Source organism: Pseudomonas sp. UBA3149 (assembly GCF_002364655.1).
Taxonomy (GTDB): Bacteria; Pseudomonadota; Gammaproteobacteria; order Pseudomonadales; family Pseudomonadaceae; genus Chryseomonas; species Chryseomonas luteola.
Window position 1 is genome coordinate 464,338 of the sequence record NZ_DEYV01000010.1, and the last position, 25,377, is coordinate 489,714.

Annotated in this window: 27 protein-coding genes, 1 tRNA gene and 1 other RNA gene; 11 read left to right on the forward strand and 18 right to left on the reverse strand. The window is 56.8% G+C overall.

From position 1 onward, the window contains the following. Window positions 1-39 precede the first annotated feature (39 nt). Window positions 40-1,128, reverse strand: coding sequence for a hypothetical protein (locus tag B3729_RS08190; protein WP_286787575.1), 1,089 nt, complete (start codon window positions 1,126-1,128; stop codon window positions 40-42). 375 nt (window positions 1,129-1,503) lie between these two features. Between B3729_RS08190 and B3729_RS08195 the strand changes: the two genes are divergently transcribed. After that, entirely contained in the window at window positions 1,504-1,974 is a 471-nt protein-coding gene (locus tag B3729_RS08195; RefSeq protein WP_150346992.1) for an Hsp20 family protein, read from the forward strand. A gap of 200 nt (window positions 1,975-2,174) precedes the next feature. On the opposite strand, the gene B3729_RS08200 is transcribed toward B3729_RS08195, so the two are convergent. From B3729_RS08200 to ssrA, 3 genes are all read right to left on the reverse strand, one after another. Further along, a complete protein-coding gene (locus B3729_RS08200) occupies window positions 2,175-2,378 on the reverse strand; it encodes a hypothetical protein (protein WP_074823656.1) in 204 nt (67 codons plus the stop codon). A gap of 159 nt (window positions 2,379-2,537) precedes the next feature. Next, entirely contained in the window at window positions 2,538-3,026 is a 489-nt protein-coding gene (locus B3729_RS08205) for a hypothetical protein (RefSeq protein ID WP_010795039.1), read from the reverse strand. 147 nt (window positions 3,027-3,173) lie between these two features. After that, window positions 3,174-3,527: a transfer-messenger RNA gene (ssrA, locus tag B3729_RS08210) on the reverse strand. Between the two features lie 296 nt (window positions 3,528-3,823). Here ssrA and B3729_RS08215 point away from each other — a divergent pair. From B3729_RS08215 to B3729_RS08230, 4 genes are all read left to right on the forward strand, one after another. Beyond that, window positions 3,824-4,633, forward strand: coding sequence for an SDR family NAD(P)-dependent oxidoreductase (locus tag B3729_RS08215; protein ID WP_074823659.1), 810 nt, complete (start codon window positions 3,824-3,826; stop codon window positions 4,631-4,633). Window positions 4,634-5,489: 856 nt separating this feature from the next. Further along, window positions 5,490-5,705 (forward strand): hypothetical protein, encoded by a 216-nt coding sequence (locus tag B3729_RS08220; RefSeq protein WP_010795032.1) that lies wholly within the window; start codon window positions 5,490-5,492, stop codon window positions 5,703-5,705. Window positions 5,706-5,791: 86 nt separating this feature from the next. Next, a complete protein-coding gene (locus B3729_RS08225; RefSeq protein WP_286787576.1) occupies window positions 5,792-6,106 on the forward strand; it encodes a hypothetical protein in 315 nt (104 codons plus the stop codon). A gap of 127 nt (window positions 6,107-6,233) precedes the next feature. Continuing rightward, the gene (locus B3729_RS08230; protein WP_150346995.1) at window positions 6,234-6,473 is read left to right on the forward strand and encodes a hypothetical protein; all 240 of its coding nucleotides are present in this window, start codon (window positions 6,234-6,236) and stop codon (window positions 6,471-6,473) included. 35 nt (window positions 6,474-6,508) lie between these two features. Here B3729_RS08230 and B3729_RS08235 read toward each other — a convergent pair whose 3' ends face one another. From B3729_RS08235 to mobA, 4 genes are all read right to left on the reverse strand, one after another. Further along, on the reverse strand, window positions 6,509-7,333 hold the full coding sequence (locus B3729_RS08235) for a molybdate ABC transporter substrate-binding protein (protein ID WP_122042122.1): 825 nt from the start codon (window positions 7,331-7,333) through the stop codon (window positions 6,509-6,511). A 211-nt stretch (window positions 7,334-7,544) separates the two neighbouring features. Beyond that, window positions 7,545-7,621 (reverse strand) — tRNA-Pro (locus B3729_RS08240). An 80-nt stretch (window positions 7,622-7,701) separates the two neighbouring features. After that, window positions 7,702-7,923 (reverse strand): YgdI/YgdR family lipoprotein, encoded by a 222-nt coding sequence (locus tag B3729_RS08245; RefSeq protein WP_122042123.1) that lies wholly within the window; start codon window positions 7,921-7,923, stop codon window positions 7,702-7,704. A gap of 44 nt (window positions 7,924-7,967) precedes the next feature. Further along, entirely contained in the window at window positions 7,968-8,570 is a 603-nt protein-coding gene (gene mobA, locus B3729_RS08250) for a molybdenum cofactor guanylyltransferase MobA (RefSeq protein ID WP_286787577.1), read from the reverse strand. A 148-nt stretch (window positions 8,571-8,718) separates the two neighbouring features. On the opposite strand from mobA, the gene moaB reads away from it, so the two are divergent. The 4 genes from moaB to B3729_RS08270 all read left to right on the forward strand — a co-directional run bounded on the left by moaB (window position 8,719) and on the right by B3729_RS08270 (window position 12,108). Beyond that, window positions 8,719-9,258, forward strand: coding sequence for a molybdenum cofactor biosynthesis protein B (gene moaB, locus B3729_RS08255; RefSeq protein WP_010795026.1), 540 nt, complete (start codon window positions 8,719-8,721; stop codon window positions 9,256-9,258). After that, window positions 9,255-10,451, forward strand: coding sequence for a gephyrin-like molybdotransferase Glp (gene glp, locus B3729_RS08260; protein ID WP_286787578.1), 1,197 nt, complete (start codon window positions 9,255-9,257; stop codon window positions 10,449-10,451). The genes moaB and glp overlap by 4 nt, the downstream gene beginning before the upstream one ends. A 141-nt stretch (window positions 10,452-10,592) precedes the next feature. Beyond that, window positions 10,593-11,546, forward strand: coding sequence for a lipid kinase YegS (yegS, locus tag B3729_RS08265; RefSeq protein WP_074824378.1), 954 nt, complete (start codon window positions 10,593-10,595; stop codon window positions 11,544-11,546). 61 nt (window positions 11,547-11,607) lie between these two features. Further along, the gene (locus B3729_RS08270; RefSeq protein WP_286787579.1) at window positions 11,608-12,108 is read left to right on the forward strand and encodes a sterol desaturase family protein; all 501 of its coding nucleotides are present in this window, start codon (window positions 11,608-11,610) and stop codon (window positions 12,106-12,108) included. 54 nt (window positions 12,109-12,162) lie between these two features. Here B3729_RS08270 and B3729_RS08275 read toward each other — a convergent pair whose 3' ends face one another. The 6 genes from B3729_RS08275 to fni form a co-directional block, all read right to left on the reverse strand. Next, entirely contained in the window at window positions 12,163-12,735 is a 573-nt protein-coding gene (locus B3729_RS08275) for a gluconate 2-dehydrogenase subunit 3 family protein (RefSeq protein WP_125889267.1), read from the reverse strand. Window positions 12,736-12,914: 179 nt separating this feature from the next. Further along, window positions 12,915-13,841, reverse strand: coding sequence for a 15-cis-phytoene synthase CrtB (gene crtB / locus B3729_RS08280; protein WP_074823682.1), 927 nt, complete (start codon window positions 13,839-13,841; stop codon window positions 12,915-12,917). Next, the gene (locus tag B3729_RS08285) at window positions 13,838-15,355 is read right to left on the reverse strand and encodes a phytoene desaturase (RefSeq protein ID WP_219652403.1); all 1,518 of its coding nucleotides are present in this window, start codon (window positions 15,353-15,355) and stop codon (window positions 13,838-13,840) included. Before B3729_RS08285 ends, crtB begins: the two co-directional genes overlap by 4 nt. Continuing rightward, a complete protein-coding gene (gene crtY / locus B3729_RS08290) occupies window positions 15,352-16,530 on the reverse strand; it encodes a lycopene beta-cyclase CrtY (protein ID WP_286787580.1) in 1,179 nt (392 codons plus the stop codon). Before crtY ends, B3729_RS08285 begins: the two co-directional genes overlap by 4 nt. Next, window positions 16,527-17,804, reverse strand: coding sequence for a glycosyltransferase (locus tag B3729_RS08295; RefSeq protein WP_286787581.1), 1,278 nt, complete (start codon window positions 17,802-17,804; stop codon window positions 16,527-16,529). The genes crtY and B3729_RS08295 overlap by 4 nt, the downstream gene beginning before the upstream one ends. Then, window positions 17,805-18,854: a type 2 isopentenyl-diphosphate Delta-isomerase gene (fni, locus tag B3729_RS08300; RefSeq protein ID WP_150347006.1), complete on the reverse strand. Its 1,050-nt coding sequence runs from the start codon at window positions 18,852-18,854 to the stop codon at window positions 17,805-17,807. Window positions 18,855-19,012: 158 nt separating this feature from the next. Here fni and B3729_RS08305 point away from each other — a divergent pair, with 158 nt between their 5' ends. Next, window positions 19,013-19,906 carry a polyprenyl synthetase family protein gene (locus B3729_RS08305; protein ID WP_286787582.1) on the forward strand — a complete coding sequence of 298 codons (894 nt, stop codon included), beginning with the start codon at window positions 19,013-19,015 and terminating at the stop codon, window positions 19,904-19,906. Window positions 19,907-19,980: 74 nt separating this feature from the next. Continuing rightward, window positions 19,981-20,205 (forward strand): hypothetical protein, encoded by a 225-nt coding sequence (locus tag B3729_RS08310; protein WP_010795015.1) that lies wholly within the window; start codon window positions 19,981-19,983, stop codon window positions 20,203-20,205. A gap of 40 nt (window positions 20,206-20,245) precedes the next feature. Here the strand turns inward: B3729_RS08310 and pdeM are convergent, their stop codons facing one another. From pdeM to B3729_RS08330, 4 genes are all read right to left on the reverse strand, one after another. Next, window positions 20,246-20,902: a ligase-associated DNA damage response endonuclease PdeM gene (pdeM, locus tag B3729_RS08315; protein WP_286787583.1), complete on the reverse strand. Its 657-nt coding sequence runs from the start codon at window positions 20,900-20,902 to the stop codon at window positions 20,246-20,248. A gap of 87 nt (window positions 20,903-20,989) precedes the next feature. After that, window positions 20,990-21,772 carry a class D beta-lactamase gene (gene blaOXA / locus B3729_RS08320; RefSeq protein ID WP_197872307.1) on the reverse strand — a complete coding sequence of 261 codons (783 nt, stop codon included), beginning with the start codon at window positions 21,770-21,772 and terminating at the stop codon, window positions 20,990-20,992. 91 nt (window positions 21,773-21,863) lie between these two features. Further along, entirely contained in the window at window positions 21,864-24,491 is a 2,628-nt protein-coding gene (locus B3729_RS08325) for a ligase-associated DNA damage response DEXH box helicase (RefSeq protein ID WP_286787584.1), read from the reverse strand. A 120-nt stretch (window positions 24,492-24,611) separates the two neighbouring features. Further along, entirely contained in the window at window positions 24,612-25,376 is a 765-nt protein-coding gene (locus tag B3729_RS08330) for an ABC transporter ATP-binding protein (protein WP_286787585.1), read from the reverse strand. Window position 25,377 lies beyond the last annotated feature (1 nt).

Consider the following 25,377-nt stretch of genomic DNA (forward strand, 5'->3'; position numbering starts at 1 on the left):
GCGGCTGCCCCCGATTGGCCAGCCGCCTGGACGTTACGATTACTGGCTAACTGTTGCGGAGTTGCCTGTTCCTGTTTGCTGGATATAGGCCTGGCTCCAGGCGTTGGTCTGGTTGAGCTGAATTTGGTTTACATCGCCGGTCTGGGTGATGGTAGAGAGCAGGAAGTCTCCGCTCTGGGTGGTACTGACGAGGTTGTCATTCCCTGTCTGCGTGATATCTACCCCTCCAATCGTACCGTTCTGGGTAATGTTGACTTCGTTGTTGTCTCCCTGGCTGATCAAGGTTGCGCGCTGGTCCATACCGTCCTGGCTGATATTCAATTCGTTGTTGTTGCCGGACTGAGTCATGGCCTGCGTATTGTTCCTTCCAGCCTGCTCGCTGGTCATGACGTTATTGTTTTCATCTTGAGCGAGTCGAAGACCGTTACCAAAGCCGGACTGCTCAACCGTTATGGTGTTATTCGCATCATACTGGCCGGTCCAGAGTTCATTATCGAATCCCTGCTGGCTGGCATTCACCACGTTCGAATCACCGCTCTGCCCAAAAAACATCGTCAGATCCGAGCCGTATTGACCGCCCATGAAAGCGCCTTGCTGACTGGCATTCACCGTGTTGTTGCTGCCGTAGGTATAGGCTTCAGCCAGATTGTTTGAGCCCGCCTGGGTAATGGATGCGGTATGTCCAGAGCCCTCCTGATAGACCGTAACGGTAGAGTCGGTCGTACCGATCTGCTGGACAGCTACCGTGTGGGCATCACCGCCTTGAGTGACGGTAATCGTACTGGTTGAAACGTCATCCTGTCCTGCCAGTACCGTGTTGTTGCTGCCGTTCTGGTCAGTGGTGATGCTGCTCTCTTCGGCATAGGCCTGAGTTGCTCGGCTTAGGTTGGCGTTGCCAGCTTGAACCTGCTCTATCGTGCTGTTGTTACTGTTTGTCTGTTCGGCAATAGCCTGATTGTCATCGCCGGTTTGCGTCTGCGTCGCCGTGTTGTAGGTTCCGGCGCTTTGGTTGAGGGTTACTTCGTTGTTATTGCCTTCCTGAGTTAGTGTGGCCGAATCGAATGCTGCCATGGCCGAAAAGCTGGTCAGAGCAGATACCGCCAGTACAAGAGGTTTCAAACTGAACATAGAGACTCTCTCCTTGATCGTTGATAACGTCCATGCACGGATCGCCCGCACTGCCTGCCCTTCGGGACGCCAGCCTGGAGTTTCGCCCTAACGCTCATGGCAATCAGGCAAAACGGGCCAAGTCTCTATGGCTGGTCGTGAATAGGCTATCGCCCAAAAGATGGTTTATTAGTCGCCAACGTCGTCTATCAGGATTAAATCCTGCTCTATTCTGTTTGATTTATCTGGTTCGATCAGTCCGACTATAGATCCATGATTTACCGTTCGTCGGGCGTACTACTTGAAAAAAACGAGCGGGTTCCTATATGGAATTCTGCAGGGCGCCGAAGTCGGGCCTTGCGTTGAAACTTGCTGATGACTCAGGAGATTCCCTATATGAACACTGCATTCTCTCTTGCTCCCTTGTTCCGCCATTCGGTTGGATTCGACCGCTTCAATGATCTGTTCGAATCCGCATTGCGCAACGAGTCGGGCAGCTCCTATCCACCCTATAACGTGGAAAAGCATGGCGACGATCGCTATCGCATCGTGATCGCGGCTGCCGGCCTTGCCGAAGACGACCTTGAGCTCGAAGTGGAGCGGGGCGTGTTGACCGTGAAGAGCGGCCGTCGCGAGAAGAGCGCCGACAGCGTGACCTATCTGCACCAGGGCATCGCCCAGCGTGCCTTCAAGCTGTCCTTCCGCCTGGCTGATCACATTGAGGTGAAGGGCGCGAGTTTGAAGAATGGCCTGCTCAACATCGATCTGGTACGTGAAGTACCGGAAGAGGCCAAGCCCAAGCGCATCGCTATCAACGGTCAGTTGAGTGCCGACGAAAAGCCTGCGCTGGAAGGGCAAGCCGCCTAAGCACAGCGGCGATAAGGCACTAGAGAAAGGGGATGTCATGAACATCCCCTTTTTGTATGGGGCTTCTTAAAAGACCCTGTTTCCATTTGGTGCGTCTTTATCGGCATACTCAGCCGCGATAGACGCAGGCAATAAAAAGCCCCGATTGCTCGGGGCTTAGGGTCGGGCAGAAAGAGAGGGAAACTGCCAGCCCCGCCTTATTATCGACCGGGAATATGCAGACTTGAATAGCGGCAGGATGCCAGCGCCTTTAGCTTGCGCTGGCTGCGTTTGCCTTCAAGAATGTAAGTAAAGCCGATAGCCATCAGCAATACACCCTCGATAACGATTTGAAGGTCCTCTGGCGCAAAAAACAGGCAGAAGGAGCCAGCAACAAAGAGTATCAGGCCGAGACAGTAGAACACTTTTCTATCCTTAGGCAGCGTCTTAGGCTACTCACGAATGAGTGCGGCAGCTCACGTTGCTGCCTGGTATCTACGGTATCGGCTAACTCCGGTTAGCCTTTAGTCTGAAATGAGCGGTAATTGCATAGTGCGAATAATGCCCAGTTGCTGATGGAAAGGTCAGCCTTCGGTAACATCCAAGAGGCGCTGAAGCCCTTCAAGATCGTCGTCAGACAGCTTGCCTTTAACATCGCAGGCCCTGTATTCCACGCGCTGGCCGGACGCAACATACTCCAGCGCTTCCCGGGTCACGGGCGTCGTGAAGTCTTCGCCGTAGATATCACGAAAGGTGTTGAGCTTGTATTTGCCTTCCATTTCATAGAAGACCTTGCCGTCAATCGTCCAGCGAGCAAAGCGGCAATCACCAAAGCGGGCTTCGTTGCCAATGCTGGACAGCTTGGCAATGTATGTTGTGATCTTACCGCCTGAGCTTGTTGTCGCCTGGCTAGCCGATACGGTAAATACCAGATCGTTGGCAGATTTATCACCCGTCCAGATTACGGAGCGCCGCTCTCTGAACTCGTCATTCTCATCCGTCAGCTCACCTGCATGGACGGCCAGGGAAGCCAGGCATCCTGCTATGGCGAGTAACCAAGCCTTGTATTTCATTATCCAACCATGTCCTTAGTAGCGCCTGCCATGGTGCAGACTGTGGAACATTAAAAATATCAAAATGCCATTGTATCGCCTTATTTCTAACAGTAGCTGATTTTAGGCAATAAAAAAGGGCTAGCCGTTTGGCTAGCCCTTTATGCTTGGTGGAGGCGGGGGGATTTGAACCCCCGTCCGCCAGCTCTCCGCTCTTGGCGCTACATGCTTAGCCCAATCTACTAGAGTTAACCCTTAGCGGCCCGATGGGCAGGGCGCTTGGGGCGATCTGTATAAGTTTTAGCCGTTACGTCTACAGCGAACTTGGCGGCGATCCTGTTCTGTCTGACAGTCGTTTCGGGTTTACAGGCATCCCCTAGCGACTGCTAGCCGCGTTAAGCAGCTAGAGCGTAGTTGTCGTCGTTGGCAACTATAAGTTTGCAGCAGCTAATTTACGAGGTCTGCTACCAGCTCGGCATGCTCCTCAAGTTTTGTTACCGGCGTCGAATCCTAATCGCCCCCTTGATGAGTACTGCTCACTGTATAAATGAACAGCCGAGTTGTCAAGTGCCTGATAGTAAAAGGCAGAATCTGAAGAAAGCGGGCTTTCCTCTTTCGGCACTTACATAGATGGGGGAGGCGATTCGTTTGTTCAAGGGCAGGTGAAGTTTTATTTTCACCCTATGGTTTGGCGTGGCTACCGACTCGCTGCCAGAACTGTTTTGTAGTGGCGACAGGCTACTTTTATACGGTTGGTTAGGGAGTCGCCCCGGCCTCCAGTAGGTCATACCGCTTATGACCCTTATGGAGTAACCCGCATGACTCAGACGAACAAACCTCTGGCGGTGGTAACAGGTGCCTCGAATGGCATAGGGCTGGAGCTGGCACGGCAATTCGCTCAGAACGGCTTCGACCTGCTTATCGCGTCGCGGGGCAAAGGCCTGGATGAGGCCCGGCAGACATTGCAGGCCCTAGGCGCTCAGGTCGAGTGTGCGGCGGTTGACCTCGCAACCTATGAAGGAGTAGAGCAGCTTTATTCGGCGTTTCGTGCATTGAACCGCCCAGTTGATGCGATTGCCATCAATGCGGGTGTAGGCGTTGGCGGCAGTTTCGTACCGGATACCGAGGCGGAGACGACGCTGGAGAGCGAACTTAACCTCATTCAGATCAATGTGGTGTCTGTAGTACACCTTGCCAAGTTATTCAGTCGGGACATGGTGGCTCAAGGGCGAGGTCGTATGCTTTTAACCTCTTCGATTTCAGGAACCTCACCTGTTCCGTTCGAGGCGGTATACGGAGCGTCCAAGGCCTTTGTGCGGTCGTTTGGAAATGCCATTGGCAATGAGATGAAGGGAACCGGTGTGAGCGTAACGGTATTGATGCCGGGACCGACCGAAACCAACTTTTTCCACCGGGCCGGTGAGGACGATACTCAGGTAGGCTCAGGCAAGAAGAATGATCCTGCATTGGTGGCGCAGCAGGGATTCAATGCCTTGATGGCCGGGCAAGCCGAGGTCTACGGGGGCGGGCCGGAAGTTGAGCAGGAAGGCGAAGGTCCCAATCGCACCGAGTCTGAGCAGGAAAAAGCTGAGCGTCATCGCCAGATGTCTGAGCCAGGCTCGGCTTAGCCGTTTAGCTTAGTAGCCGTCCCGCCTTGTCCGAGAACCTTTCCAGGCAGTGCCTGAGCCACACTGCCGTTGCGCAAGGTAATAGCACGAGCGGACGATGAGCAGATAGCATCTTATTAGGTGAGGTCTTTTGGCGCAGACGGCCAAGCCTGAAGACTGCTGGATGATCGATCCGTGTTCTGTCGCCGAGGCTGACCGGATGCGCCCTCTCTTTTGTAAATCCAGAACGACATCAGTGTCACAACGATGCAGAGCGGGAGCCATATAGGGTTCTGGGTATAACACCACGTATAGGTACTGCAGGCGTAAAGCCCTTCGTAGGGCATTGCCAGGGCAACCAAGCCAAGGGAGGTAAGCCAGAGGGCGAGAGTGTTCATAGGATTGCCGCTACTTCCATGTGGGGACGGACACGCTGACAGCGCGTTCTGGTATGACCGTAAACGCAAAATTAGTTCAGGCCGCTAGCGTGAAATGCTTCTGATAGACGTTTTTATGGCTGGAAGCGGCCGAGTGCCGGAAATCAGGCGTTTTTTCAGGCATGGTGCTTGCTATACCAATGTAAGGATGAGCAGGCACTGGCGCTTAAAGAAAAAAGCCTCGACGAGTCGAGGCTTAAAGACCATGGAGACAAGCAGAAGTAGGGGTGAACTGCTTGCTAAAAGGTTATCGGAGCTTTTCCGGCGTGCTTTAAGCCAAGCTGATGGATGGTTTGAAATTCTCGGGAAGTCCTTGAATTTATCAGCTACTACTTGAAAGGTGCAGGCTTTGCCCCGCCCGTTCGCAGTGCTGACAAAGGAGTGTCACTGAGGTTGTGCTGAACGTTCACCTAGATGCTCAAGATGATAGGTAAGTATTCATGACTGACAGGATATTAGTTGTGTATAGCCAGGCCCTGGCCTCTGTTTTTGGAGCAGCCCTGAAGCTAGGTGTTGATACCGACACCATTGCAGAGCAGGCCAAGCTCGATGTCATCAGCTCAGACAAGTGGGTTTCGGCTGATCTTGTCGGGGATGTGCAGATGGCCATCGAGGATGCGTTAGTCGTTGCGAAGGTTGTAGGTCGCAAGCGCTAAACGCTTCTGGTGTGCCTTAGGTGATGACTGGCTATTTATTAAGGAGTGAACGTTCAAAGCTGCACGGGCAGTTCAAGAGAGTTCTCATGCGCAAAGAGTTTGCAGTTCTATTGCTGGCATCGTCGTTATCCTGGTCTGTTCATGCCGAGCTTACGCGCGCGGATCAGTCGCTTTACAACACCCAGCCTCAAAAGGCCAATACGAGCCAGAATCTGAGCAAGGCCGATCTTGCCTGGCATGCTAGCAAGACATTTGGCTTTGATTGCCCTGAAGTCGTCAAACATAAGCCAATGCTGGGCAGCCACCATTCAATCATCACCTGTAGCACCGGCGCTCGGCTCAAGGTCCATCCATTATCGGATAGTCGGCCTGTCATGACTCTGGTAGTCAACTCGTTCTGATCGGGACTTTTCGGCACTCTTGCCTAGAGCGTGACTCCAACCTTCAGAACGTACTGTTGTTCATACAGGGCGACAGATGTTGGATAGAGGTTGTCCATCGGACAACTTAATGCTTGGAGGAAACGAGATGGCTGCCGATTACAGTCAAGGGCGCTACCTGGTATTTGGATACGGCGACAAAGCCGTTCAGATTGGTCTGATTGACAATGACGGCTTTGTACGCGCTTCGGATGATCAGGGTAGGTTGATCTACCGCATCGAGGGCGAACAGGTGTATGACATGGACGACAATTACCTGGCAGACATCAATGAAGGCACAGCGGTAACAGCCAAGGGTGAGCGCCTGTTTACCATCCAGGCAGAATAAGGCGGGGCTGTTGTAAACGCCCCGGCAGTGGATAATCAACCTTTTTTGAAGTGCAGCTCGTAGTCAGGATCGACAAGGGGCTGCAATCCACTGGCTTTGATCAGCTCGAATGAAGCATTGGAGCTGATATATTTGATGAACTGGCGGGCCTCTTCAGGATGGGGCGTGTCAGGTGCCATGCAGGCGGTGTATAGCGTCATCTTCTGCGCCTGATCGGGTATGAGTCCTACGATATCGACGCCCTGCAAAGGACTCAGCTCGCTGACCTGTTCCAGACCGATTTCCGCCTCACCCCGGGCAATGGCGTCGCCCACTGACTCGTTCGTGATTCTTTTCAACTTGGGCGCAATTCGCTCCTTGATACCCATGAGGTTGAACAGAACATTTTCCAGATACAAACCGCTGGCACTCTCGGAATAGGCAATTGATTTGGCATCCAGCAGAATTTGTTTGAATTCTTCCATGCTTGTCATGGCCGGATGGCCTTGGCCGTGGGGGACAGCAAGCGCAATATAGGACTTTCCGAAATCAGCGCAGCTGTCTGGATCAATATGACCCTGCTGCTGCAGTTTGGAAATGGCCATGCGGTCCAGCAAAAAGACATCGGCCCGCTCACCTTCGGCCAGTCGACTAGGAATGGTGGTGGCATCGTTGCCACGTGCCGGCGCTACATGGCTGACAAGCTTTCTGCCAAAGGTTTCTTCATAAACAGGGCCGATTTTTTCGATAACGTCCAGAGCGCCCTTAGCGCAAAACAACTGAAGTGCAGGGGGAGGTTGCGGCACAGGGCGAGCCGCCGCATGCACAGAAAGGCTCGCCGCGGTCAGGGCGAGCAGGAAAGCGGAAAAGATATTTTTCATAAGCCGAGCTGACCCCGCCGAGCACAGGGCAGGATCGCTTCCTTTTACAGGTAAACACAACCGGAGGCGGGATATTACGTGAACAGGGCGCTTATGTGGGAGGCAAAGGACGAGGTGTACGGCAAAATGCTGACAAAAACATTAAGGCCATAAACAACAAAACCCGCACAAGGCGGGCTTTGTTGGTCTAAACAGAGTTAGACCGGGATACTGGTCGGAGCGACTGGATTCGAACCAGCGACCTTCTCGTCCCGAACGAGACGCGCTACCAAGCTGCGCTACGCTCCGAAAGATGGCGCGCATTTTACCTAAAAACATTTTAGAGACAAGGTTTTAGGTGAAATTTTTTGCGTACCCTCTGCAAACCTTTACAGTTCCTTGATGGTGCGGACCTGATCTTTATTGATGCGGGCAGGCTTGCCGTCCAGTTGTTCGAACTCATAGAAGCCCGAGTCATCGTCGTACTTGGGTGTATCTACCGCCTGGATCTCACGCCCGTCGTTCAACGTGATCACTGAAGGTGTAGAGCAACCGGCCAGGACGGTAAAACCAAGAGCCAGCAAACAGGCAGGTAGAATCCGGGTTCTCATGTGCAGTCTCCTTTTAAACGCACGTTTAACGACATTCTGACCCGTCACTTCCCGCCAGGTTCCGATGAAAGGGCAAGCAGGCTGTGTTCATCATTTACATTGGCGAGACGCTGATCATGCTCTGCAATCATTAGCGCCCGGGCACCCAATGGAATGAATACACCCCGGGGGCTGCGCTCGCCTGCCTGCCAGGCTTCTTCCACTTGATCTTTCAAGCGGGTAGGAATAAGTGAAAACAAGGGCTCCCAGAAATTTCCCTGGCGTACCATGACCGGATCATCAGGTGTCTCCTGTGTGCAGCGGTGTAGCTGGGCAAGCAGGTCACGATCAATGCGCGGAGCATCGCATGGCAGAAGGATCAGCCAGCGATGACGAGCTGCCTTGAGCCCTGCACGGATACCGGCCAGCGGGCCGGGAAAGTCGGGCTCGGCATCATTGACGATCTGATCGGCGTACCGGGCGTAGCGCTCGGCATTACGGTTACAGGAAATAATGAGGTCATCTGTCAGGGGGCGGACCACCCTGTGCATATGCTCGATCAGCGGAAGGCCATGCCATTCCACCAGGCCTTTATCCCTTCCACCCATACGCTGACCACGGCCACCGGCAAGCAGAAGAATGGAGCAGTCGGAAAGGCGTGTGGTCATGGGAACGTCCAGGCTCGAATACGGGCCGTCAGTGTAGCGCGGCTTGGCTCTATGTGGCGGGGCGACGGTTTGTCTCTGTCTGGATCGCTACGTGGTGGTCCTGCCTGTGATATAAAATGTCTCTTACCTGCCGTTTTGGATGATTGTTATGAGCTCTAAGGCCGATGCGGTCTTTGTACCGCTGAATATTGCCGTTCTGACTGTCAGTGATACCCGTACCTTCGAAACCGATACATCGGGACAGTTGCTGGTTGACCGTCTGACCGAGGCGGGACATTTTCTGGCTGCACGCGTACTGCTCAAGGATGATCTCTACAAAATCCGCGCTCAGGTAGCCAACTGGATTGCCGATGATACCGTCCAGGTCGTTGTCATCACCGGGGGCACCGGTTTTACCGGCCGCGACAGCACACCGGAAGCGGTAGCCTGCCTGCTGGACAAGCAGGTCGATGGTTTTGGTGAATATTTCCGTCAGATCTCTGCGACAGACATCGGTACGTCCACGGTTCAGTCTCGTGCGCTGGCAGGTTTGGCCAACGGTACGCTGGTCTGCTGCCTGCCGGGTTCGACGGGTGCCTGCCGTACAGGTTGGGACGGCATTCTGGCTGAGCAGCTGGACAACCGTCATCGTCCCTGCAATTTTGTGCCGCATCTGAAGAAGGCCGAACCCTGCGGACCGCGCGGATGAGTCTGTTACCTATTGAAGAGGCATTGGCCCGTCTCCTGTCGATGGCTGATGCCGACGCGATCACCGAAACGCAACGTGTGACTCTGGCGGAGGCCGAGGGACGCGTTCTGGCCCGGTCCGTGATAGCGGAGCTCGATCTGCCGCCATGGTCCAACAGTGCCATGGATGGATACGCGCTGCGCTTTGAGGATCTTCAGGGCGAACCGCTGCCTGTCAGTCAGCGTATCTTTGCAGGGCAAAGCCCGCAGCCGCTCACGCCGGGCACCTGTGCACGCATCTTTACCGGGGCGCCCATGCCCGAAGGTGCCGATACGGTGGAGATGCAGGAGAACACCGAAGTCTTGGATGACGGCCGCATTCGCTTTGTAGAGACGCTCAAGGCAGGCAAAAACGTTCGCCTGAAGGGTAACGAGACGCGCCAGGGCGATACGGTACTGGACGCTGGCAAGCGACTGGGACCGATCGAGCTGGGTATTGCGGCGTCGTTGGGCTGCGCGGCTCTTGATGTGTTCAGGCGCCCCCGGGTAGCGATCCTGTCGACCGGCGATGAGCTGGTCGAGCCGGGTAAGCCATTGGGGCCAGGACAGATTTACAACAGTAACCGTACGGTGCTGGCGTCCTGGCTCAAGCGTCTGGGCTGCGAGGTGATCGATGCGGGCATCCTCCCGGATGATCTAGAGCGTACCCGTGAGCAATTAGCGCAGCTGCACTCGGCGGATTTGATCCTGTCGACCGGCGGCGTGTCGGTAGGCGAGGCGGACTTCCTGGGCCAGGCCTTACGTGAGGCGGGTGAGCTGACCCTCTGGAAGCTGGCGCTCAAGCCAGGCAAGCCGCTCACTTGTGGTCGTTATAACGGCGTGCCGGTTATCGGGCTGCCAGGCAATCCAGCGTCTACGTTGGTGACGTTCGGACTGCTGGCGCGTCCTTATCTGCTGCGTCGGATGGGCGTTCAGGATGTTGAGCCCCTCAAGCTGGAAGTGGCAGCAGGGTTTAATTGGACGCGCGTGGGCGAGCGACGCGAGTACCAGCGGGCGCGGCTTGAAAATGGCCGGGTCGTGCCTCATCGCGACCAGGGGTCCAATGTCCTGCGTACGGCGGCATGGGCTGACGGGTTGGTAGAGGTACGTGAAGGAAGAACCATCGCCGAAGGTGATCTTGTGGGCTTCATTCCCATGAGTGAGCTGATTGGCTGAAGTCTTGCCGACCTGGGAACGCATCGGCTTTCCCAGGTCGGTTTCAGAGCGGTTGCTTCATCACAAATCAAGTCGCTCCCAAGGAACGTGGACCCGTTGACGTAGTCCTACTGACACTCGACTTTGCTGGGTGCTCTGTTCATGAATGTTCCTGTCACCGTCTCCGATTCCAATGAAAAAACACTGCTGATTCTCAATGGTAATCAGGCCACCAATGACGATGTCCGCGCAGCGGTTGAGGCGCGACGTGCGACCGGCAAAACGGTCGATGTCCGAGTCACCTGGGAAAATGGCGATGCGGCCCGTTTTGTTGAGGAAGCAGTCGCTGCAGGTTATACGCATCTGGTAGCAGGCGGAGGCGACGGTACGCTCAAGCTGGTGGCCGAAGCTTTGGCTCGTACGCGCTCCGATGCGTCGTTGGCCCTGATGCCCCTGGGAACTGCCAATGACTTTGCCCGGGCGGCGGGTATTCCAGCTGATCCTGCCGAGGCACTGGCGCTACTGGATACGCCAGCGCAACCCATCGATCTGATCGAAGCAGACGGCGAGATGTTTCTCAATATGGCCACCGGCGGGTTTGGTTCACAAGTGACGGCAAATACGTCCTCGGAACTCAAGCGCGTACTGGGTGGCACGGCTTATCTGTTGACAGGCCTTACGCGCTTTGCGGAAGTGCGCTCCGCCTACGGTCGTTTCGAAGGGCCGGATTTTGAATGGGAAGGCGAGTTTCTGGCCATGGGGATTGGCAATGGCCGGCAGGCCGGCGGCGGCCATGTGCTGTGCCCGAATGCAGTCGTCAACGATGGCATGCTTGATCTGACTATTCTGCCCACGCCACAGGATCTGATGGGAACGTTGGGCTCCTGGTTTTCAGGCGGATTTGCCAGCGAGGATCTGTTCATTCGTACCCGGTTACCCTGGGTTGAGGTTTCCGCCAGCGAAGGGGTCGATATGAATCTGGACGGCGAACCCATGCACAGCAAAAAGGTACGTTTTGTGGTGCGCTCTGCCGCGCTGAATGTCCACCTGCCAACAGATTCCATTCTGCTCGGGAATCCGTCGACCCTGCTGGTGACGTCCGACCCGGTTTCCTGATCCAGATCGTGCGCAAATGGGTTTCAGGCAGTAAGGTGGAAGGACGATCCTGGAGCCGAACATGGATATCTTAATCAATACCTCAATCGTGCTGGGCACCGTGGCCTTTATGGAGTGGTTTGCCTGGTACGCACATAAGTACATCATGCACGGCTGGGGATGGGGCTGGCACAAGTCCCATCATGAGCCGCGCACCGGTTGGTTCGAGAAAAACGACCTTTATGCCGTTGTATTCGCCGGCCTTGCTATCGCCCTGATTTATTTCGGCACGTCCGGTTATGGCCGGATCGAGTGGATTGGTGCCGGCATGACGGCGTACGGGCTGTTGTATTTCATCGCTCACGACGGCCTTGTCCATCAGCGCTGGCCTTTCAAATATGTCCCGCGTCGCGGATACCTGAAGCGGCTCTATCAGGCCCATCGCATGCATCATGCCGTGGATGGAAAGGAGGGATGTGTCTCGTTTGGCTTCCTGTATGCGCCATCAGTGACCGCGCTCAAGAAGCAGCTGCGTGATCTGCATGACGGCCCGCTCAATAAGCGGCGGTTCGATCAGGAGTAAAGCACCACGCAAAAGCGCGCCATAAGGCGCGCTTTTTTATTCGGTTCAGAGGGTTCAAGCAGACAGGGGTTCGTATGCCGGAAACAACGAGTGGGCGAAGCGACTGTGATCGATTTCAGTGCGAAGCAGGGAAATGAATTCCTGGGCTTGCGTGCCCAGAAGACCGGCTTCGGCATTGCTCAAAACATGCTGCTGCTCTTCGGCTGACAGTGCCGTAAAAAGCTGCTGATGCGTTTGTTGACTGTAGCGATTCAGATCCGCAAGCCCGGCACGTACCAGATCACGTAGCGGCTGGCGACCCTGAGGAAGTTTGGCGGGTGCATCGGTGAAAGGGTCTTGCAGACAATCCAGGTCGCCGTGCGCATAAGGCGACAACATATGCTGATCAATGAAAATAGGCAGATCGACCAGGGATTCACTGGTGCCTTGATTGGTCGTGGCAGTCAGGCGTTCGCAAGCTGCCTTGAGTAGCGCCCATTCGCTCTCGTTGAAAAATTCCGGTTTGTAGGTATGCGATCTGTCCGGACTGGCCGTAGTGTGTGCACTCGGCACAAGCGGGATGATCGAGAAGAGCGAGGTCGGTGCGTTTTGTAGATCTCTTGGAACAGCCGATTCCGTCTTGTGCATAAATATATCCCGTACTTGACTACTGTAGAGCGACTTAAAGTAGTCGCTTATGTCTGACCTGCTATACCACTGAAAAGTTTAGGTTTAGTGTCGCCGTGCGACGCCTTGTTTGTGACCAATTTCAGCAAAAGACGCAAGTCTTCATTTCGTAACGAGACACTACCGCCCGGTGCGTTCACTTACCGCGGACGGGTCCATAGATCGGCGGGGCGCGGACTAGAGCGGCCCGCCCGTGAAGCCAGTGCACGTAGAGCGCCTCTTATCACCAGGCGAAGCTTATCAACGGTGCTGGTTGATACCCGACTGTCCCAGGCGCTAGGGCCTCGTGCGTTAACTTTCAGACCAATTTCCCGATAAACGGCGCGAGCGGTCGCAATCGACCAGGCTGAGCGCAGAGGCAGGTCGGCAATACCGGTAGCGGCTGAGTCATAGTAGGGTTCAGCCAGCGCGACCAGACGCTGCGCCAGGGTGGCCAGGCGGACACGATGCGCGGGATCAGCCAGTTCGGCGACGGGAATGCCTGCCTCATCGAGCCATTCCCTAGGAAGGTAGATTCGGCCTATGCGGGCGTCTTCCACAATGTCCCGTGCGATATTGGTCAGCTGAAACGCCATGCCTAAATCACAGGCGCGGTCGAGCGTGTCTTCGTCGCGTGCACCCATGAGCATTGCCATCATGACGCCTACCACGCCGGCGACGTGGTAGCAGTATTGGAGGGTATCGTCGAGGCGGTAGTAGACCCGTTCTTCAACATCCATGCGGAAACCCGCCAGATGCTCAAGAGGATAGCGCTCGGGGATGGCATGGCGCTGGATGACCTGCTGGAAGGCGGCAAAAGCCGGTTCGCTCATGGGCTCGCCTGTATAGGCACGGCGCGTCAGATCTTCAAGTTCCTGAAGACGGGCTTCGCTTGCCGTCCGGTCGCCTTCAACCTGTCCATGACCGTGGTCCTGGCCGTCCACCACATCGTCACAATGGCGGCACCAGGCGTAAAGCATCACGGCGCTTTGACGGGTTTGTTCGTCGAACAGTTTGGCCGCAGCGGCAAAGCTCTTGGAGCCGACGTTGATGGACTGCGTTGCGTGTTCGACGACTGCCGTATTCATATGGCTGCTCCAAGGTCCCCCAGAATCACACTTGCGGTCGCTTTGGCCGAGCCGACTACACCAGGAATGCCTGCTCCCGGGTGGGTGCCGGCACCGACCAGATAAAGGTTGGGAATAGCGGCGTCTCGGTTATGCGGCCGGAACCAGGCGCTCTGGGTCAGGATTGGCTCCAGGGAGAAGGCTGAACCGACATACGCATTGAGTTCAGTGCGGAAATCCTCGGGTGTAAAAATCCGGCTGGTGACCAGGTCGCGATTCAGGTTTGGAATGTAATGCTTTTCCAGGTAGGCCAGAATGCGGTCCCGGTACTTCGGACCCTCTACCGACCAGTCTACCGGTGCATTGCCCAGGTGCGGGACAGGCGACAGCACATAGTGAGCACTGCAGCCCTCTGGTGCCAGGGAGGGGTCGGTCACGCACGGGGAGTGCAGGTAGAGCGAGAAATCCTCAGGAACGCCAGGACCGGAAAATAGCTCCTCGATCAGGCCCTGGTAACGGTTACCAAAACAGATCGTATGATGTTGAAGCTTCTGTTCTTCAGGGCGCTGGCGCAGGCCAAAGTACACCACGAACAGCGACATGCTGTGACGCTTCTTCTTGAGACGGTTCGCCTCGACGATACCGTGCACATGGTGACCCAGCATCTTCTTGTAGGTGTGGATTACGTCGGCATTGGATGCAACCAGGTCAGTATTGATCTGCTTGCCTTGGGCGGTAATGACACCTGTTACACGACAATTGTCGACCAGGATGCGCTCGACAGGCGTGTTAAGTTCCAATGTGCCGCCAATGTCCTGAAACAGCTTGGCCAGACCCTGGACCAGAGCGCCTGTACCGCCACGGGGAAACCACACGCCACCCTGGCGCTCCAGAGCATGAATCAACGCATAGATGGACGAGGTAGCGAACGGGTTACCACCGACCAGCAGCGTATGAAAGGAGAGTGCCTGACGAAGCTTGTCGTTGCGAACGAATTTGGAGACCTGATCGTACACACTGCGCCAGGCTTGAAGCTTCAGTAGCTGCGGCCCGGCACGAACCATGTCGCGAAAGCTCAGGAACGGCACGCTACCTAGTTTTACATAACCCTCTTCATAGACTGCGCGGGAGTAGGCCAAAAAGCGCTGGTAGCCCTCGACGTCGGCGGGGTCGAGTGACTTGATCTGGGCATCGAGCGTGGCTTGATCGTTGACATAGTCGAAGCGGGTGCCGTCTTCCCAGCACAACTGGTAGAACGGATCGACGGGCAGCAGTTCGACATAGTCCGACAGCTTGCGCCCTGCCACAGTAAAGAGCTCTTCCAGGGCCGAGGGATCGGTAATGACCGTGGGGCCGGCATCGAAGGTAAAGCCTTTGTCCTCATAGACATAGGCGCGCCCGCCGGGTTTGTCCCGCTTTTCGAGTAGCGTGGTACGAATCCCGGAGGCCTGCAGGCGTATAGCCAGGGCCAGCCCGCCGAAACCGGCACCAACGACAACAGCCTGCCTGGAATTGGAAACGACGTCTGTATTCATAAGATGTCCTTAATCGGTCCGCCTGTTTGACCGGTGCGGCTGGCCAGTGCCGCCGTCAGTGCCTCGCGTAATGGAACCGGTGGCTTGCCTGTCAGAATGCGCAGCTTATCGCTGGGCTTCAACTGTCCGGCATAGAAACGCTGAATCAAGGGTTCCGGAAGACCGTAAAAACGACGCATCACTCGATAGCGATGCTCAGGCTTGCCGGCCAGAAATAGCATGCGGTTGAGCAGGCGGAAAAATCCATAGGTTCGCCAGCGTTGCAGCGCATGCCGGCGAACCGTATCAACAAGAGTAGAGGTATCCAGACGGGAGCAGCTAGCGATAAGTTCCGCCAGTCGTACCGCCTCAGGCAACGAGTATCCTGTAGTAGCATGAAAGAGTCCGGCGGCGAGACCAGTAGGTGGGATGTCTCCCGCTTCGGCCCAGAACGCCTCAATGTCACCGCTCAGCGTAATGGGGAGCACGCCATGCTCTTCCCTGATCAGGGACTGGATTGTCCAGCCGTGATCGGCGGCGTAGCGGGCGATGTGGTCACGCAGCCGATCAGGGTCAAGGTTCTGTCCATCGGCATAGTAGGTGTCTTCGATCAGAACCCGGTCCTGAGTAAGCGGCAGGACGTAGATGAAACGGTAACCCTCCGTTTGTGGAACGGTGGCATCCATGATGATCGGACCGGAAAGCCCGTGGGGCTGCGCGAGCTGTAACTCCTGGCCCAGAAACTTTTGAAAACCCAACCCCATGTGCGGGCTGGGGCGATGACCTCGGCCATCCAGAACTGCAGCCGCCTGAAACGCTTCGCCGTTAAGCCTGACCTCTGCAGGGCCGAGTGCGCTGACCGTAGCGTTCAGACGTACCGAATCACCCAGGCGCTCCATCAGAACGTCATGAAAGCGCTCGGCGCTGATAGAGGCGTAGCCACTGCTCAGTGTCCGCTCAAGCCCAGGAAAAAATACCTGATACTCCGCCCAGCGATGGGCTACCAGCGGCTCGATCCAGGCGTGCTGCTCCGTTGTCAGGTCCGGCTCATGAAAGGACCAGGTGTGATTACCACCCAGTCGGTCGCCTTGCTCGATGAGCAGAATGCGGAGCTCTGGACGTGTCTGGCGCAGTTTCAGGGCAATCAGCCCGTTGGCCAGTCCACCTCCCGCCAGGATCAGGTCATAGGTATTCATGCGGGTCTCTCCAGGGCAACCTTGCTGAGTACGTCCTCAATAAGGTCAGCGGCTTTTTGTACGCCGCCGGCTGCCTGAACCCGAGGCTGAAAGGCCTGGGCTTTCCAACGAAAATGCGGTTCGGTCAGAAGACGTTGCAGAGCAAGGGCCAATTTGCCGGAGGTCAGTCGCTTAGGGCTCAGGCGAAGGCCGACGCCGGCATGCTCGATGCGTGCTGCCACGCCGGGTTGATCAAAGGCAATTGGCAACGCCAGCATGGGCGTTCCTGCTTTCAGCGCGTCGAGCACAGTGTTGAGACCGGCATGGGTAATGACCGCATCGGCCCGCGCCAACGTGGCTCGCTGCGGTGCAAAGTCTGTAACCCAGTGAGCGCCAGCCTGCCTCAAGGCATCGCATTGCTGCAGGTTGAGGCCACCGCAGTGGGCGATGAGTAATTGCACATCAAGCGTTTTGCAGGCGCGTGCGATCCGTTCGAACAAGGTGAAACGTCCGCCTTGCAATGTCCCTAGCGATGCGAACACAAACGGTTTGTCGGTGCGGATCGGATAGCTCAGAGCGGGCTCCTGAGCTGCGGGCAGGCGCAGCGGACCGACTTCGTGAAAGTGGGCTGGCAGCTCGGTGCGGGGAAAGTCGAATCCCGGTACGCACTGGCTGATTTGAGCGTAAGGCGACAAGCAGTCGGCCAATGTTGACCGAGGCTCAAGACCAAAGGTTTTTGCGTATCGCTGGATGACACGGGCATGCTCGTGCATCAGGAGGTCATAGACCTGGGCACTGCCCTGATTGAGATGGCGGCCTCGTGGCGATGTGTCGTATCCCCATGGCATGACAGGAAGAGGCACAAGCGGGTCCCGGTTGACCGGCAAGGCACAGGCTACCGAGACGTAGGGCAGACGCAAATGCTCGGCTATAAGCCCCCCAGCGGCCTCCATCTGATCGGAAATTACGGCATCAACGGCCTGGTCACGCAGGATCTTCGGTGCCTCGCGGCAAAACAACTCGGTGCTGCGAGCCATATCATGAATAACGCGCATCAGCCCAAGCGGGCCGCCTGGATTACCGGCCCGGCGAATCATGGCATCCAGCGAGCCAGGCGGATGAGACTCAAGGCCTATCGGGTAAAAGCGGATGGCGTTGCTACGAAGCCGCTCGCCGACATCCGCCTGATGGAGCAGGCTGACCGTGTGCCCTCGCGCCACCAGGGTTTCGGCAATCGCTTCCATTGCGCGAAGATGGCTTGAAAATGCAGGGGCGATGAGGGCGAAATTAGGCATTCAGGTCTCCGCGAGCGAAACGGGTCTTAACAGGCGGGCCTTGCGCAGCTCGGCCAGATTCGCCGAGCCGGTGCAGAAGCAGGCTACCTTCAGTTGCCGGATCATGACTTCGAAATGGTTCAGAACGGCTTCTGGAGACAGGGTTGCGCTATGCAGCACGGCGGCAGCCTGACCGACCACATCGGCGCCCAGGCGAATGGCTTTGGCCGCATCGACGCCGTTGCGGATACCGCCCGAGGCAATGAGTGGAATGTCCGGGCATTGCTCACGGACCTGAGCAATCGCCTGGGCGGTTGGAATGCCCCAGTTGATAAAGGCCTGAGCAACCTGACGATCAAGGTCGTTATGGGCACGCTCGGCTTCGACAGCTGCCCAGCTGGTTCCTCCTGCGCCGGCTATGTCGATCACGGCGACACCCACCTCTGTCAGTTGCTGGGCGACATCAGCAGAAATGCCTGCGCCTACTTCCTTGATGACGATCGGAACGCCCAAATGTGTAACCAGATGTTCGATGGCAGCCAGGACGCCCTGCCAGTTGCGATCGCCGCCGGACTGTACTGCCTCCTGGAGTGGGTTGAGGTGAATGATCAAGGCGTCGGCCTGGATCATGTCGACTGCCCGACGGGCCTCGGTCACGCCATAACCCGCCACTAATTGAGCTGCGCCAATATTGGCGAGAAGGGGAATGGACGGAGCCAGTTGCCGCAATTGACCGGTCAGCCCCTTGTCTCCACCGTTCTGCAGGGCAATGCGCTGCGAGCCCACTGCCAGCGCCAGGCCTAGCGTTTCCGCCGCTTCGGCAAGGTGTCGGTTGATGGTCTGTGCACGTTCCGGCCCGCCTGTCATGGAACTGATGAGAACAGGTGCCTTGAGCGGCTTGCCCAGCAGCGTGGTGGCAAGATCGATCTGGTTCAGGTGCAGCTCTGGCAGGGCACAGTGCTGGAATTGAATCTGCTCAAACCCGGTCGTGATACTGCTCAAGGCACGTGCAGGATCAAGGACGATATCCAAGTGATCGTTCTTGCGACTTGCCAATTCCCAATCAACCATGAGTTACCTTTTTCCTGTTGCCATCGACCTTTCGTCGGCTATTGTGGTCATGAGTACGTCAAGCGGCTCTGATCTGCAAGATCGGATCAGGGAAATTGTTGAGTCGCTGGTGTCGACCATTCGTCGGCTCGCTTACATGTGCTGGAGTATCTCGACTCATGGCAACGGTATTAGTGCCAAAACTTCCGAAGGAATGCGCTTTCGAGCTTGTAACAGAGCGTGCCCGTATCGATACCCGACTAGAGGAGCTGCTTCCGCCGGTCGAGAATGATGATCTGATCGCAGCCGCCATGCGTGAGGGTGCGCTGGCGCCTGGCAAGCGTATACGGCCATTGCTCATGCTGTTGGCTTCCCGGGATCTGGATGCCTTTTCGCCGGCTATTCTGGATCTGGGCTGCGCGGTTGAGATGGTGCATGCCGCCTCGCTGTTTCTGGACGATATGCCATGCATGGATAACGCCACGCTCAGACGCGGTCGGCCTACCATTCATGTGCAGTTTGGTGAGGATGTCGCCGTTCTGGGAGCAGTAGCGCTGCTCAGCCATGCCTTTTGCGTCGTCGCCAGTACATCAGGTGTTGCGCCTGTCCTGCGTAATCAGATGGTGTGCATGCTGACATCCGCTGTAGGCTCGCAAGGACTGGTGCGGGGGCAATACCGTGACCTGCGCGAAGGAGCCAAAAGCCGCAGCGCGGAGGCTATTAACAGTACCAATCACCTCAAGACCGGACTCCTGTTCACGACAGCGCTGGACATGACGACTCTGGCCGTCAGTGCCAAGCCGTCGGTCCGGGAGGGGATGCATCGTTTTGCTACCGAATTGGGGCTGGCTTTCCAACTGCTTGATGACCTGCAGGACGGACATGGCCTGGGAAAGGATGCCCATCAGGATGACGGCAAGTCCACGCTGGTCGCGCTGCTGGGCCGTGAGTCGGTACAGACGCAGCTCGAGAACCATCTGAGCACAGCACGCAATACGCTGGCAGGCATGGGGCTGACGGGAGGTGGGCTGGATCATATGCTGGACGCGCTGTTCGGGCAGCCCATCAGGTAAAGGCGCTTTGTAGAGAACTGCGGCGCAATCCGGCGTCTAAAGATACAGTTCAGTAAGCTACTGGAGTTTGCGCGATGCCAAAGTGGAAAATTACCTATACCAACAATGATGGCAACACGTCCGTCGTGGAAACTGAAGCCGAACAGAAACCGGATATGGAGCAAGCCGCTCAACTGGTACGGGACCAAGCGCTCGATAGTTATGACAGTTCCGATTTGCCCCAGGACTATGAGGCCCCCACGGTAGCGCTGCTGGAACGTTACGGCATCATGATTTCTGGCATTGCCCAAATGGATTGAAGAACCTCTGTTGAACGCTGCAGTAGCAGCGTTCCCAGGATCAGCCCAATGGCCAGATCCCACCATCGCCTACCACAAAGATCCTTCGGCCCGGCAAGGCCTTGATCTCCCATCCGCCGGTAAAGTCACCAAAGGCCGGCAGCAACAGCACATCATTATCCAGACAGAAGCAGGGCAGGCGCAGACGCTGGCGCCCCCGGCCGCTCAGACTGAACGCCGGATGGATATGGCCCGCCAGCACAACGTGGCTGGGGTGCGATTCCGGCTCATGCTGTAACGCCAATGGACCAATCAAGAGCGGCTCGGGCACTACGTTGATCTTGAGCGAGGCGGGCGGGTCCCCAGCACGTAGATCATGATTACCCCGAATCAGGGTGATGAGCAGCGATGGGTTTGCGTTACGCCATCGCGCCAACGCATTGAGCGTGGTCGGAGCATCGGATTCCGGTGCATGCAGGAAGTCGCCAAGAAAGTACAGGTGCTCGGTCGGGTAGGCTTCCAGCAGTGCATCCAGGCGAGCCAGGTTGGTAGCGGTGGTGCCATGGGGTACTGGCTGCCCAAGGGCACGAAAGGCAGCTGCCTTGCCAAAATGGATATCGGCAATCAGCAGCGCCTTCTGCTCGGGCCAGTAGACGGCCTTGTCAGCCAGCAACCACACCTCAGTGCCGGCAAGGGATACGGGAATATGGGTACGCATGCACATGCAAGAACAGCGGAAAGCCTGCCACTTTAACAGCCTCGTTCCTGGGAACGTAGCCTGGGCAGACAACAGGCTGCTCGGCGTCTACAGGATGCCCAGCGATCTGAGGCAATCCATACCCAGATCAATGCGCAAGTGCCGTTCCTGAGGGTTGGGCATGTCGATATTGAGCGCAAAGGTATAGACCAGCCCCTGTTTTTCAATCCAGCCGACCCACCAGCCAAGGTCAGGGTCTTGGTTCTGAACCCAACCGGTTTTACCGTACAGCGTCCAGTCTTTTCCCTGCTCCAGACAAATCAGGTCGCGTACCGTTGCCTGTACGGTTTCGGGCAGAGGCAAGCGTTCCTGTGCCAGGCGTGCCAAAAAGCGTACCTGCTCCAGGGCGCTGATCTTGAGCGGTCCGGCCAGCCAGAAATCGTCCACACTGTCGCCTACTTGCGCATTGCCGTATTCGAGCCTGCGCACAAAGTCCTGCATGCGTTCAAGGCCGATACGTCGTGCCAGCTCCTGATAAACCGGTACGCTGGAGACCTTGATCGCATCACGTAACCCCAGGTCACGCTGCCATTCAGGAAAGGGCTGCGGTTGCCCTCCATAGGGCAGTACCTCACTCACGTTACGAATGGTTGCGGTGGAAAGACCGATCAGGCTGTTGACGATCTTGAAGGTGGAATCGGGAACAAAACGGGTGTCTGCACGTGTCCGGTCATACCCGGTAAACGTATCTGCCGAGACATCGTAAAGCACGAATGTACCCTTGAGGTTGGCTCGCTTGAACAATTGGGCCAACGTGGGACTTTCCTGCCATTCAGGCGCACGCGCCTTGGCCGACAACAATAGCAGTAAGGCACTAAAAAGATTTTTCATATCAACTACTTATGAAGCAGTTGTCAATTTTACCGCGCCAATTAATTGTGTGATATTGCACTCATCCTTTATACTGATAAAGCGTGAATTGCTACACAGTCTTTTGCTGTTTTGTACGAGGAAGCCCGGTTTTGGTCTGACGCGGAGCACGTCCGTTGCGGCGAGCGGGCAGGTCTGACTCTCCTGCGCCCAATCCCATCAGGTCATTTCCTTCGCCGGGCAGCTCGTAATCACCGGGTCCAGCAGCGTTTTCCAGATCTTGAACCATACGTGCAATCCGGTCCGCCAGTTTCTCTGAACTCATGCTTTCGCGATAACGCTCGACCAGAAGCGGAAAGCTGAAGGGGGTAGGCCGCTCAATGGCGTGCAGGTTAAGTTCAAGTGCCTGCATGCGATTCAGGGCTTTTTCCAGCCTTCGTACATCCAACTCCTGGCGTAGTACCTCTTGCTCAGCCTGGGTAAGCAGCAGGTTCTCAGGGTCGTATTGCTGGAACACCTGGAAAAAAAGACTGCTGCTGGCCTGTAGCTGCCGGGTACTTTTTTGCGCGCCCGGGTAGCCGGTAAAGATAAGCCCTGAGATGCGGGCGATTTCGCGGAACCGTCGCTGCGCCAGTTCACTGGCGTTCAGGCTGGCAATGACATCGGCAAGAAGCGTCCCGGTGGAAAACAGCTCGGCATTCAGCTCTTCTTCCCAGTTCACCTTGCTAGGCGACAGCAGCTCAAAGCCGTAATCATTGATGGCAATGGAAAAGCTGATCGGTCGTTTCTGGGCGATGCGCCAGGCCAGAAGGCTCGCCAGGCCCAGGTGTGCATGTCGTCCTGCAAACGGATAGAGAAACAGGTGCCAGCCCTCTCGGGATTTCATCGTTTCCCCTAGCAAATGATTGCGGGTCGGCAGGGCAGACCACTGCTTCTGGACCTCCAGCAGCGGCTTGACCAGTTGCATTTCGGGAGAGGTGAACCGCGCCTGATCCGCCTCGGTAAGCTCATCAATGACGGCTTCGGCCATCTCGTCCGACAGCGGCATACGCATTCCGCTCCATCGTGGAATGGCCGCTTTCTTGCTACTTGCCCGCCGCACATACACTGTCATGTTTTCCACACGCACCAGCTCCAGCACGCGGCCAGCGAACAGGAAGTGATCACCGGGTTTCAGGCGGGCGATAAAACCTTCCTCGATACTGCCCAACTTGCCGCCACCGCCGCCCTTGGTCCAGAACTGCACCCGTAGGGCCGACTCGCTGACAATAGTGCCAATACCCATGCGATGCCGGCGGGCCAGTTGGCGGTCCGGTACGCGCCAGATACCGTGTTCATCCGGTTCTACACGGCGGTAGTCGGGATAAGCCGTGAGCGAGTGACCGCCGTGACGAACAAAGGCCAGGGACCATGCCCATTCCTCGTCCGTCAGTTCGCGATAAGCCCAGGCTGTACGGACCTCTTTAAGCAAGGCCTGCGGATCGAAACCGCCGCCCAACGCAATGGTGACGAGGTGTTGTACCAGTACATCCAATGGCTTGGGCGGCGCGCTGCGGGATTCGATTCGCCGGGCGGCCACGGCTTTCTGGGCCGCTGCCGCCTCGACCAGTTCCAGGCTATGTGTAGGCACCAGCGTGACGCGGGAGGGACGTCCCGGGGCATGGCCGCTTCGCCCGGCGCGCTGCAGCAGACGTGCAACGCCTTTGGGCGAGCCCACCTGTAGTACGCGCTCCACTGGCAGAAAATCCACACCCAGGTCCAGGCTGGAGGTGCAGATTACGGCCCGGAGCTTGCCTTCCTTGAGCCCCAGTTCAACCCAGTCACGCACTTCGCGGTCCAGGGAACCATGGTGCAGAGCAATCAGTCCCGCCCATTCGGGACGGGCCTCAAGCAGTGCCTGATACCAGATTTCGGCCTGCGCTCGGGTGTTCGTAAATATAAGCGTGGTTGCGCTGTGCTCGATCTCGTCTGCAACGTGGGGCACCATTCGTACTCCCAGATGCCCAGCCCAGGGAAAGCGCTCCACACCTCGCTTGGGCAACAGCGTGTCTACTAGAAGGTCTTTGGCTAGCTTGCCCTGAACCAGCCGGCCTGGATGACCCGCCAACAGCACTTCCTGCGCATGGGGAAGATTACCCAGCGTGGCTGACAACCCCCAGACCACCAGTGCAGGGTTCCACTGGCGCAGCCGTGCAAGGGCCAGCTGGACTTGTGTGCCACGTTTGTTACCCAGCAGCTCATGCCACTCATCAACCACGATCATGCGCAGGCTGGAAAAAATCTCGCGGCTGTCTTCACGGCTGAGCATCAACGAGAGGCTTTCCGGCGTGGTGACCAGCGCGGTAGGCTGACGGCGGCTCTGCCGGGCCCGCTCAGCACTGCTGGTATCGCCTGTGCGCAGGCCGACCGTCCAGTTGAGTTCCAAATCATTGACGGGGGCTTCCAATGCACGCTTTGTGTCTGCGGCCAGGGCTCGCATAGGGGTCAGCCACAGTACGCTCAGTGGCTCTGCCGCCTGCTTGCGTTTGCTGGGTTCACCCTTGGCCGTTAGCGGTTTGTCCTTGGCAAAGCTGTTGAGTGCCGCGAGCCATACGGCGTAGGTTTTGCCGGATCCGGTGGTCGCATGAAGCAGGCCCGACTCGCCATGCTCGACCGCGCGCCAGACTTCATCCTGAAAAGGGAAGGGCGACCAGCCACGTTGAGCGAACCAGGCGGCACCCAGGCGGGGGGAAGAAATCATATCGTCAGGCAACTGATGGACTCCGTCATGCTTATGCTTCGGAGTATCAAGCGGTAGGCAGGTTCCCTTTTTGACATCCTTGAGCGGCAGAGAGAAAGCCGCCACTCAAGGACATAGGGTCTATTTCAGATTGCCGCTCAAGAACTGCTTCAGGCGTTCGCTTTGTGGCTTGACCAGTACCTCAGAGGGTGCCCCCGCTTCTTCGACGCGGCCTTGGTGCAAAAACACAACCTGTGAGGACACCTGTCGCGCAAAGCCCATCTCGTGCGTCACCATCAGCATGGTACGGCCTTCCTCGGCCAGCGCCTGGATGACCTTGAGCACTTCGCCTACCAATTCTGGATCGAGTGCAGACGTGGGTTCGTCGAACAGCATGACTTCCGGCTCCATGGCCAGGGCTCGCGCAATGGCTACACGCTGCTGCTGACCACCTGAGAGAAAAGACGGATACTGATCGGCGGCGCGTTGAGGAAGACCTACCTTGTCAAGGTAAGCGCGAGCGCGCTCCTCGGCTTCCTGCTTGCCCAAGCCGAGCACGCGGCGAGGTGCCAGGGTAATGTTTTCCAGTACGGTCATATGGCTCCACAGGTTGAAGTGTTGGAACACCATGGCCAGCCGGGTGCGCAAGCGTTGCAGTTGAGCCTGATCCGCTACGCGCAGCCCATTCCCGTGCCGCTCCAGGCGAATGGGATTGCCATCCAGCGTCATGACACCGGCATCCGGCATTTCGAGAAAGTTGAGACACCGCAGAAAGGTACTCTTACCCGAGCCACTGGCACCGATCAGGCTGATCACATCGCCCGTCCGGGCCTGTAACGAGACACCCTTGAGCACTTCGATATCGCCGTAACGCTTATGCAGCCCTTCGACGGTCAGCTTGTACATA

Excerpts from the sequence above, each read along its gene's own strand:
- pdeM (WP_286787583.1), bottom strand. The coding sequence starts at position 20,902 with ATGCGTACCCATATTCCCGTATCCCTTGCCGGCACTGAGGTGTGGTTG.
- fni (WP_150347006.1), bottom strand. The coding sequence starts at position 18,854 with ATGGTTGATTGGGAATTGGCAAGTCGCAAGAACGATCACTTGGATATC.
- B3729_RS08225 (WP_286787576.1), top strand. The coding sequence starts at position 5,792 with ATGCGCAAAGAGTTTGCAGTTCTATTGCTGGCATCGTCGTTATCCTGG.
- B3729_RS08190 (WP_286787575.1), bottom strand. The coding sequence starts at position 1,128 with ATGTTCAGTTTGAAACCTCTTGTACTGGCGGTATCTGCTCTGACCAGC.
- yegS (WP_074824378.1), top strand. The coding sequence starts at position 10,593 with ATGAATGTTCCTGTCACCGTCTCCGATTCCAATGAAAAAACACTGCTG.
- B3729_RS08295 (WP_286787581.1), bottom strand. The coding sequence starts at position 17,804 with ATGCCTAATTTCGCCCTCATCGCCCCTGCATTTTCAAGCCATCTTCGC.
- B3729_RS08215 (WP_074823659.1), top strand. The coding sequence starts at position 3,824 with ATGACTCAGACGAACAAACCTCTGGCGGTGGTAACAGGTGCCTCGAAT.
- B3729_RS08285 (WP_219652403.1), bottom strand. The coding sequence starts at position 15,355 with ATGAATACAGACGTCGTTTCCAATTCCAGGCAGGCTGTTGTCGTTGGT.
- moaB (WP_010795026.1), top strand. The coding sequence starts at position 8,719 with ATGAGCTCTAAGGCCGATGCGGTCTTTGTACCGCTGAATATTGCCGTT.
- crtY (WP_286787580.1), bottom strand. The coding sequence starts at position 16,530 with ATGAATACCTATGACCTGATCCTGGCGGGAGGTGGACTGGCCAACGGG.
- B3729_RS08205 (WP_010795039.1), bottom strand. The coding sequence starts at position 3,026 with ATGAAATACAAGGCTTGGTTACTCGCCATAGCAGGATGCCTGGCTTCC.
- mobA (WP_286787577.1), bottom strand. The coding sequence starts at position 8,570 with ATGACCACACGCCTTTCCGACTGCTCCATTCTTCTGCTTGCCGGTGGC.
- B3729_RS08235 (WP_122042122.1), bottom strand. The coding sequence starts at position 7,333 with ATGAAAAATATCTTTTCCGCTTTCCTGCTCGCCCTGACCGCGGCGAGC.
- B3729_RS08310 (WP_010795015.1), top strand. The coding sequence starts at position 19,981 with ATGCCAAAGTGGAAAATTACCTATACCAACAATGATGGCAACACGTCC.
- blaOXA (WP_197872307.1), bottom strand. The coding sequence starts at position 21,772 with ATGAAAAATCTTTTTAGTGCCTTACTGCTATTGTTGTCGGCCAAGGCG.
- B3729_RS08275 (WP_125889267.1), bottom strand. The coding sequence starts at position 12,735 with ATGCACAAGACGGAATCGGCTGTTCCAAGAGATCTACAAAACGCACCG.
- B3729_RS08230 (WP_150346995.1), top strand. The coding sequence starts at position 6,234 with ATGGCTGCCGATTACAGTCAAGGGCGCTACCTGGTATTTGGATACGGC.
- B3729_RS08220 (WP_010795032.1), top strand. The coding sequence starts at position 5,490 with ATGACTGACAGGATATTAGTTGTGTATAGCCAGGCCCTGGCCTCTGTT.
- B3729_RS08245 (WP_122042123.1), bottom strand. The coding sequence starts at position 7,923 with ATGAGAACCCGGATTCTACCTGCCTGTTTGCTGGCTCTTGGTTTTACC.
- crtB (WP_074823682.1), bottom strand. The coding sequence starts at position 13,841 with ATGAATACGGCAGTCGTCGAACACGCAACGCAGTCCATCAACGTCGGC.
- B3729_RS08195 (WP_150346992.1), top strand. The coding sequence starts at position 1,504 with ATGAACACTGCATTCTCTCTTGCTCCCTTGTTCCGCCATTCGGTTGGA.
- glp (WP_286787578.1), top strand. The coding sequence starts at position 9,255 with ATGAGTCTGTTACCTATTGAAGAGGCATTGGCCCGTCTCCTGTCGATG.
- B3729_RS08325 (WP_286787584.1), bottom strand. The coding sequence starts at position 24,491 with ATGATTTCTTCCCCCCGCCTGGGTGCCGCCTGGTTCGCTCAACGTGGC.
- B3729_RS08330 (WP_286787585.1), bottom strand. The coding sequence starts at position 25,376 with ATGTACAAGCTGACCGTCGAAGGGCTGCATAAGCGTTACGGCGATATC.
- B3729_RS08270 (WP_286787579.1), top strand. The coding sequence starts at position 11,608 with ATGGATATCTTAATCAATACCTCAATCGTGCTGGGCACCGTGGCCTTT.
- B3729_RS08305 (WP_286787582.1), top strand. The coding sequence starts at position 19,013 with ATGGCAACGGTATTAGTGCCAAAACTTCCGAAGGAATGCGCTTTCGAG.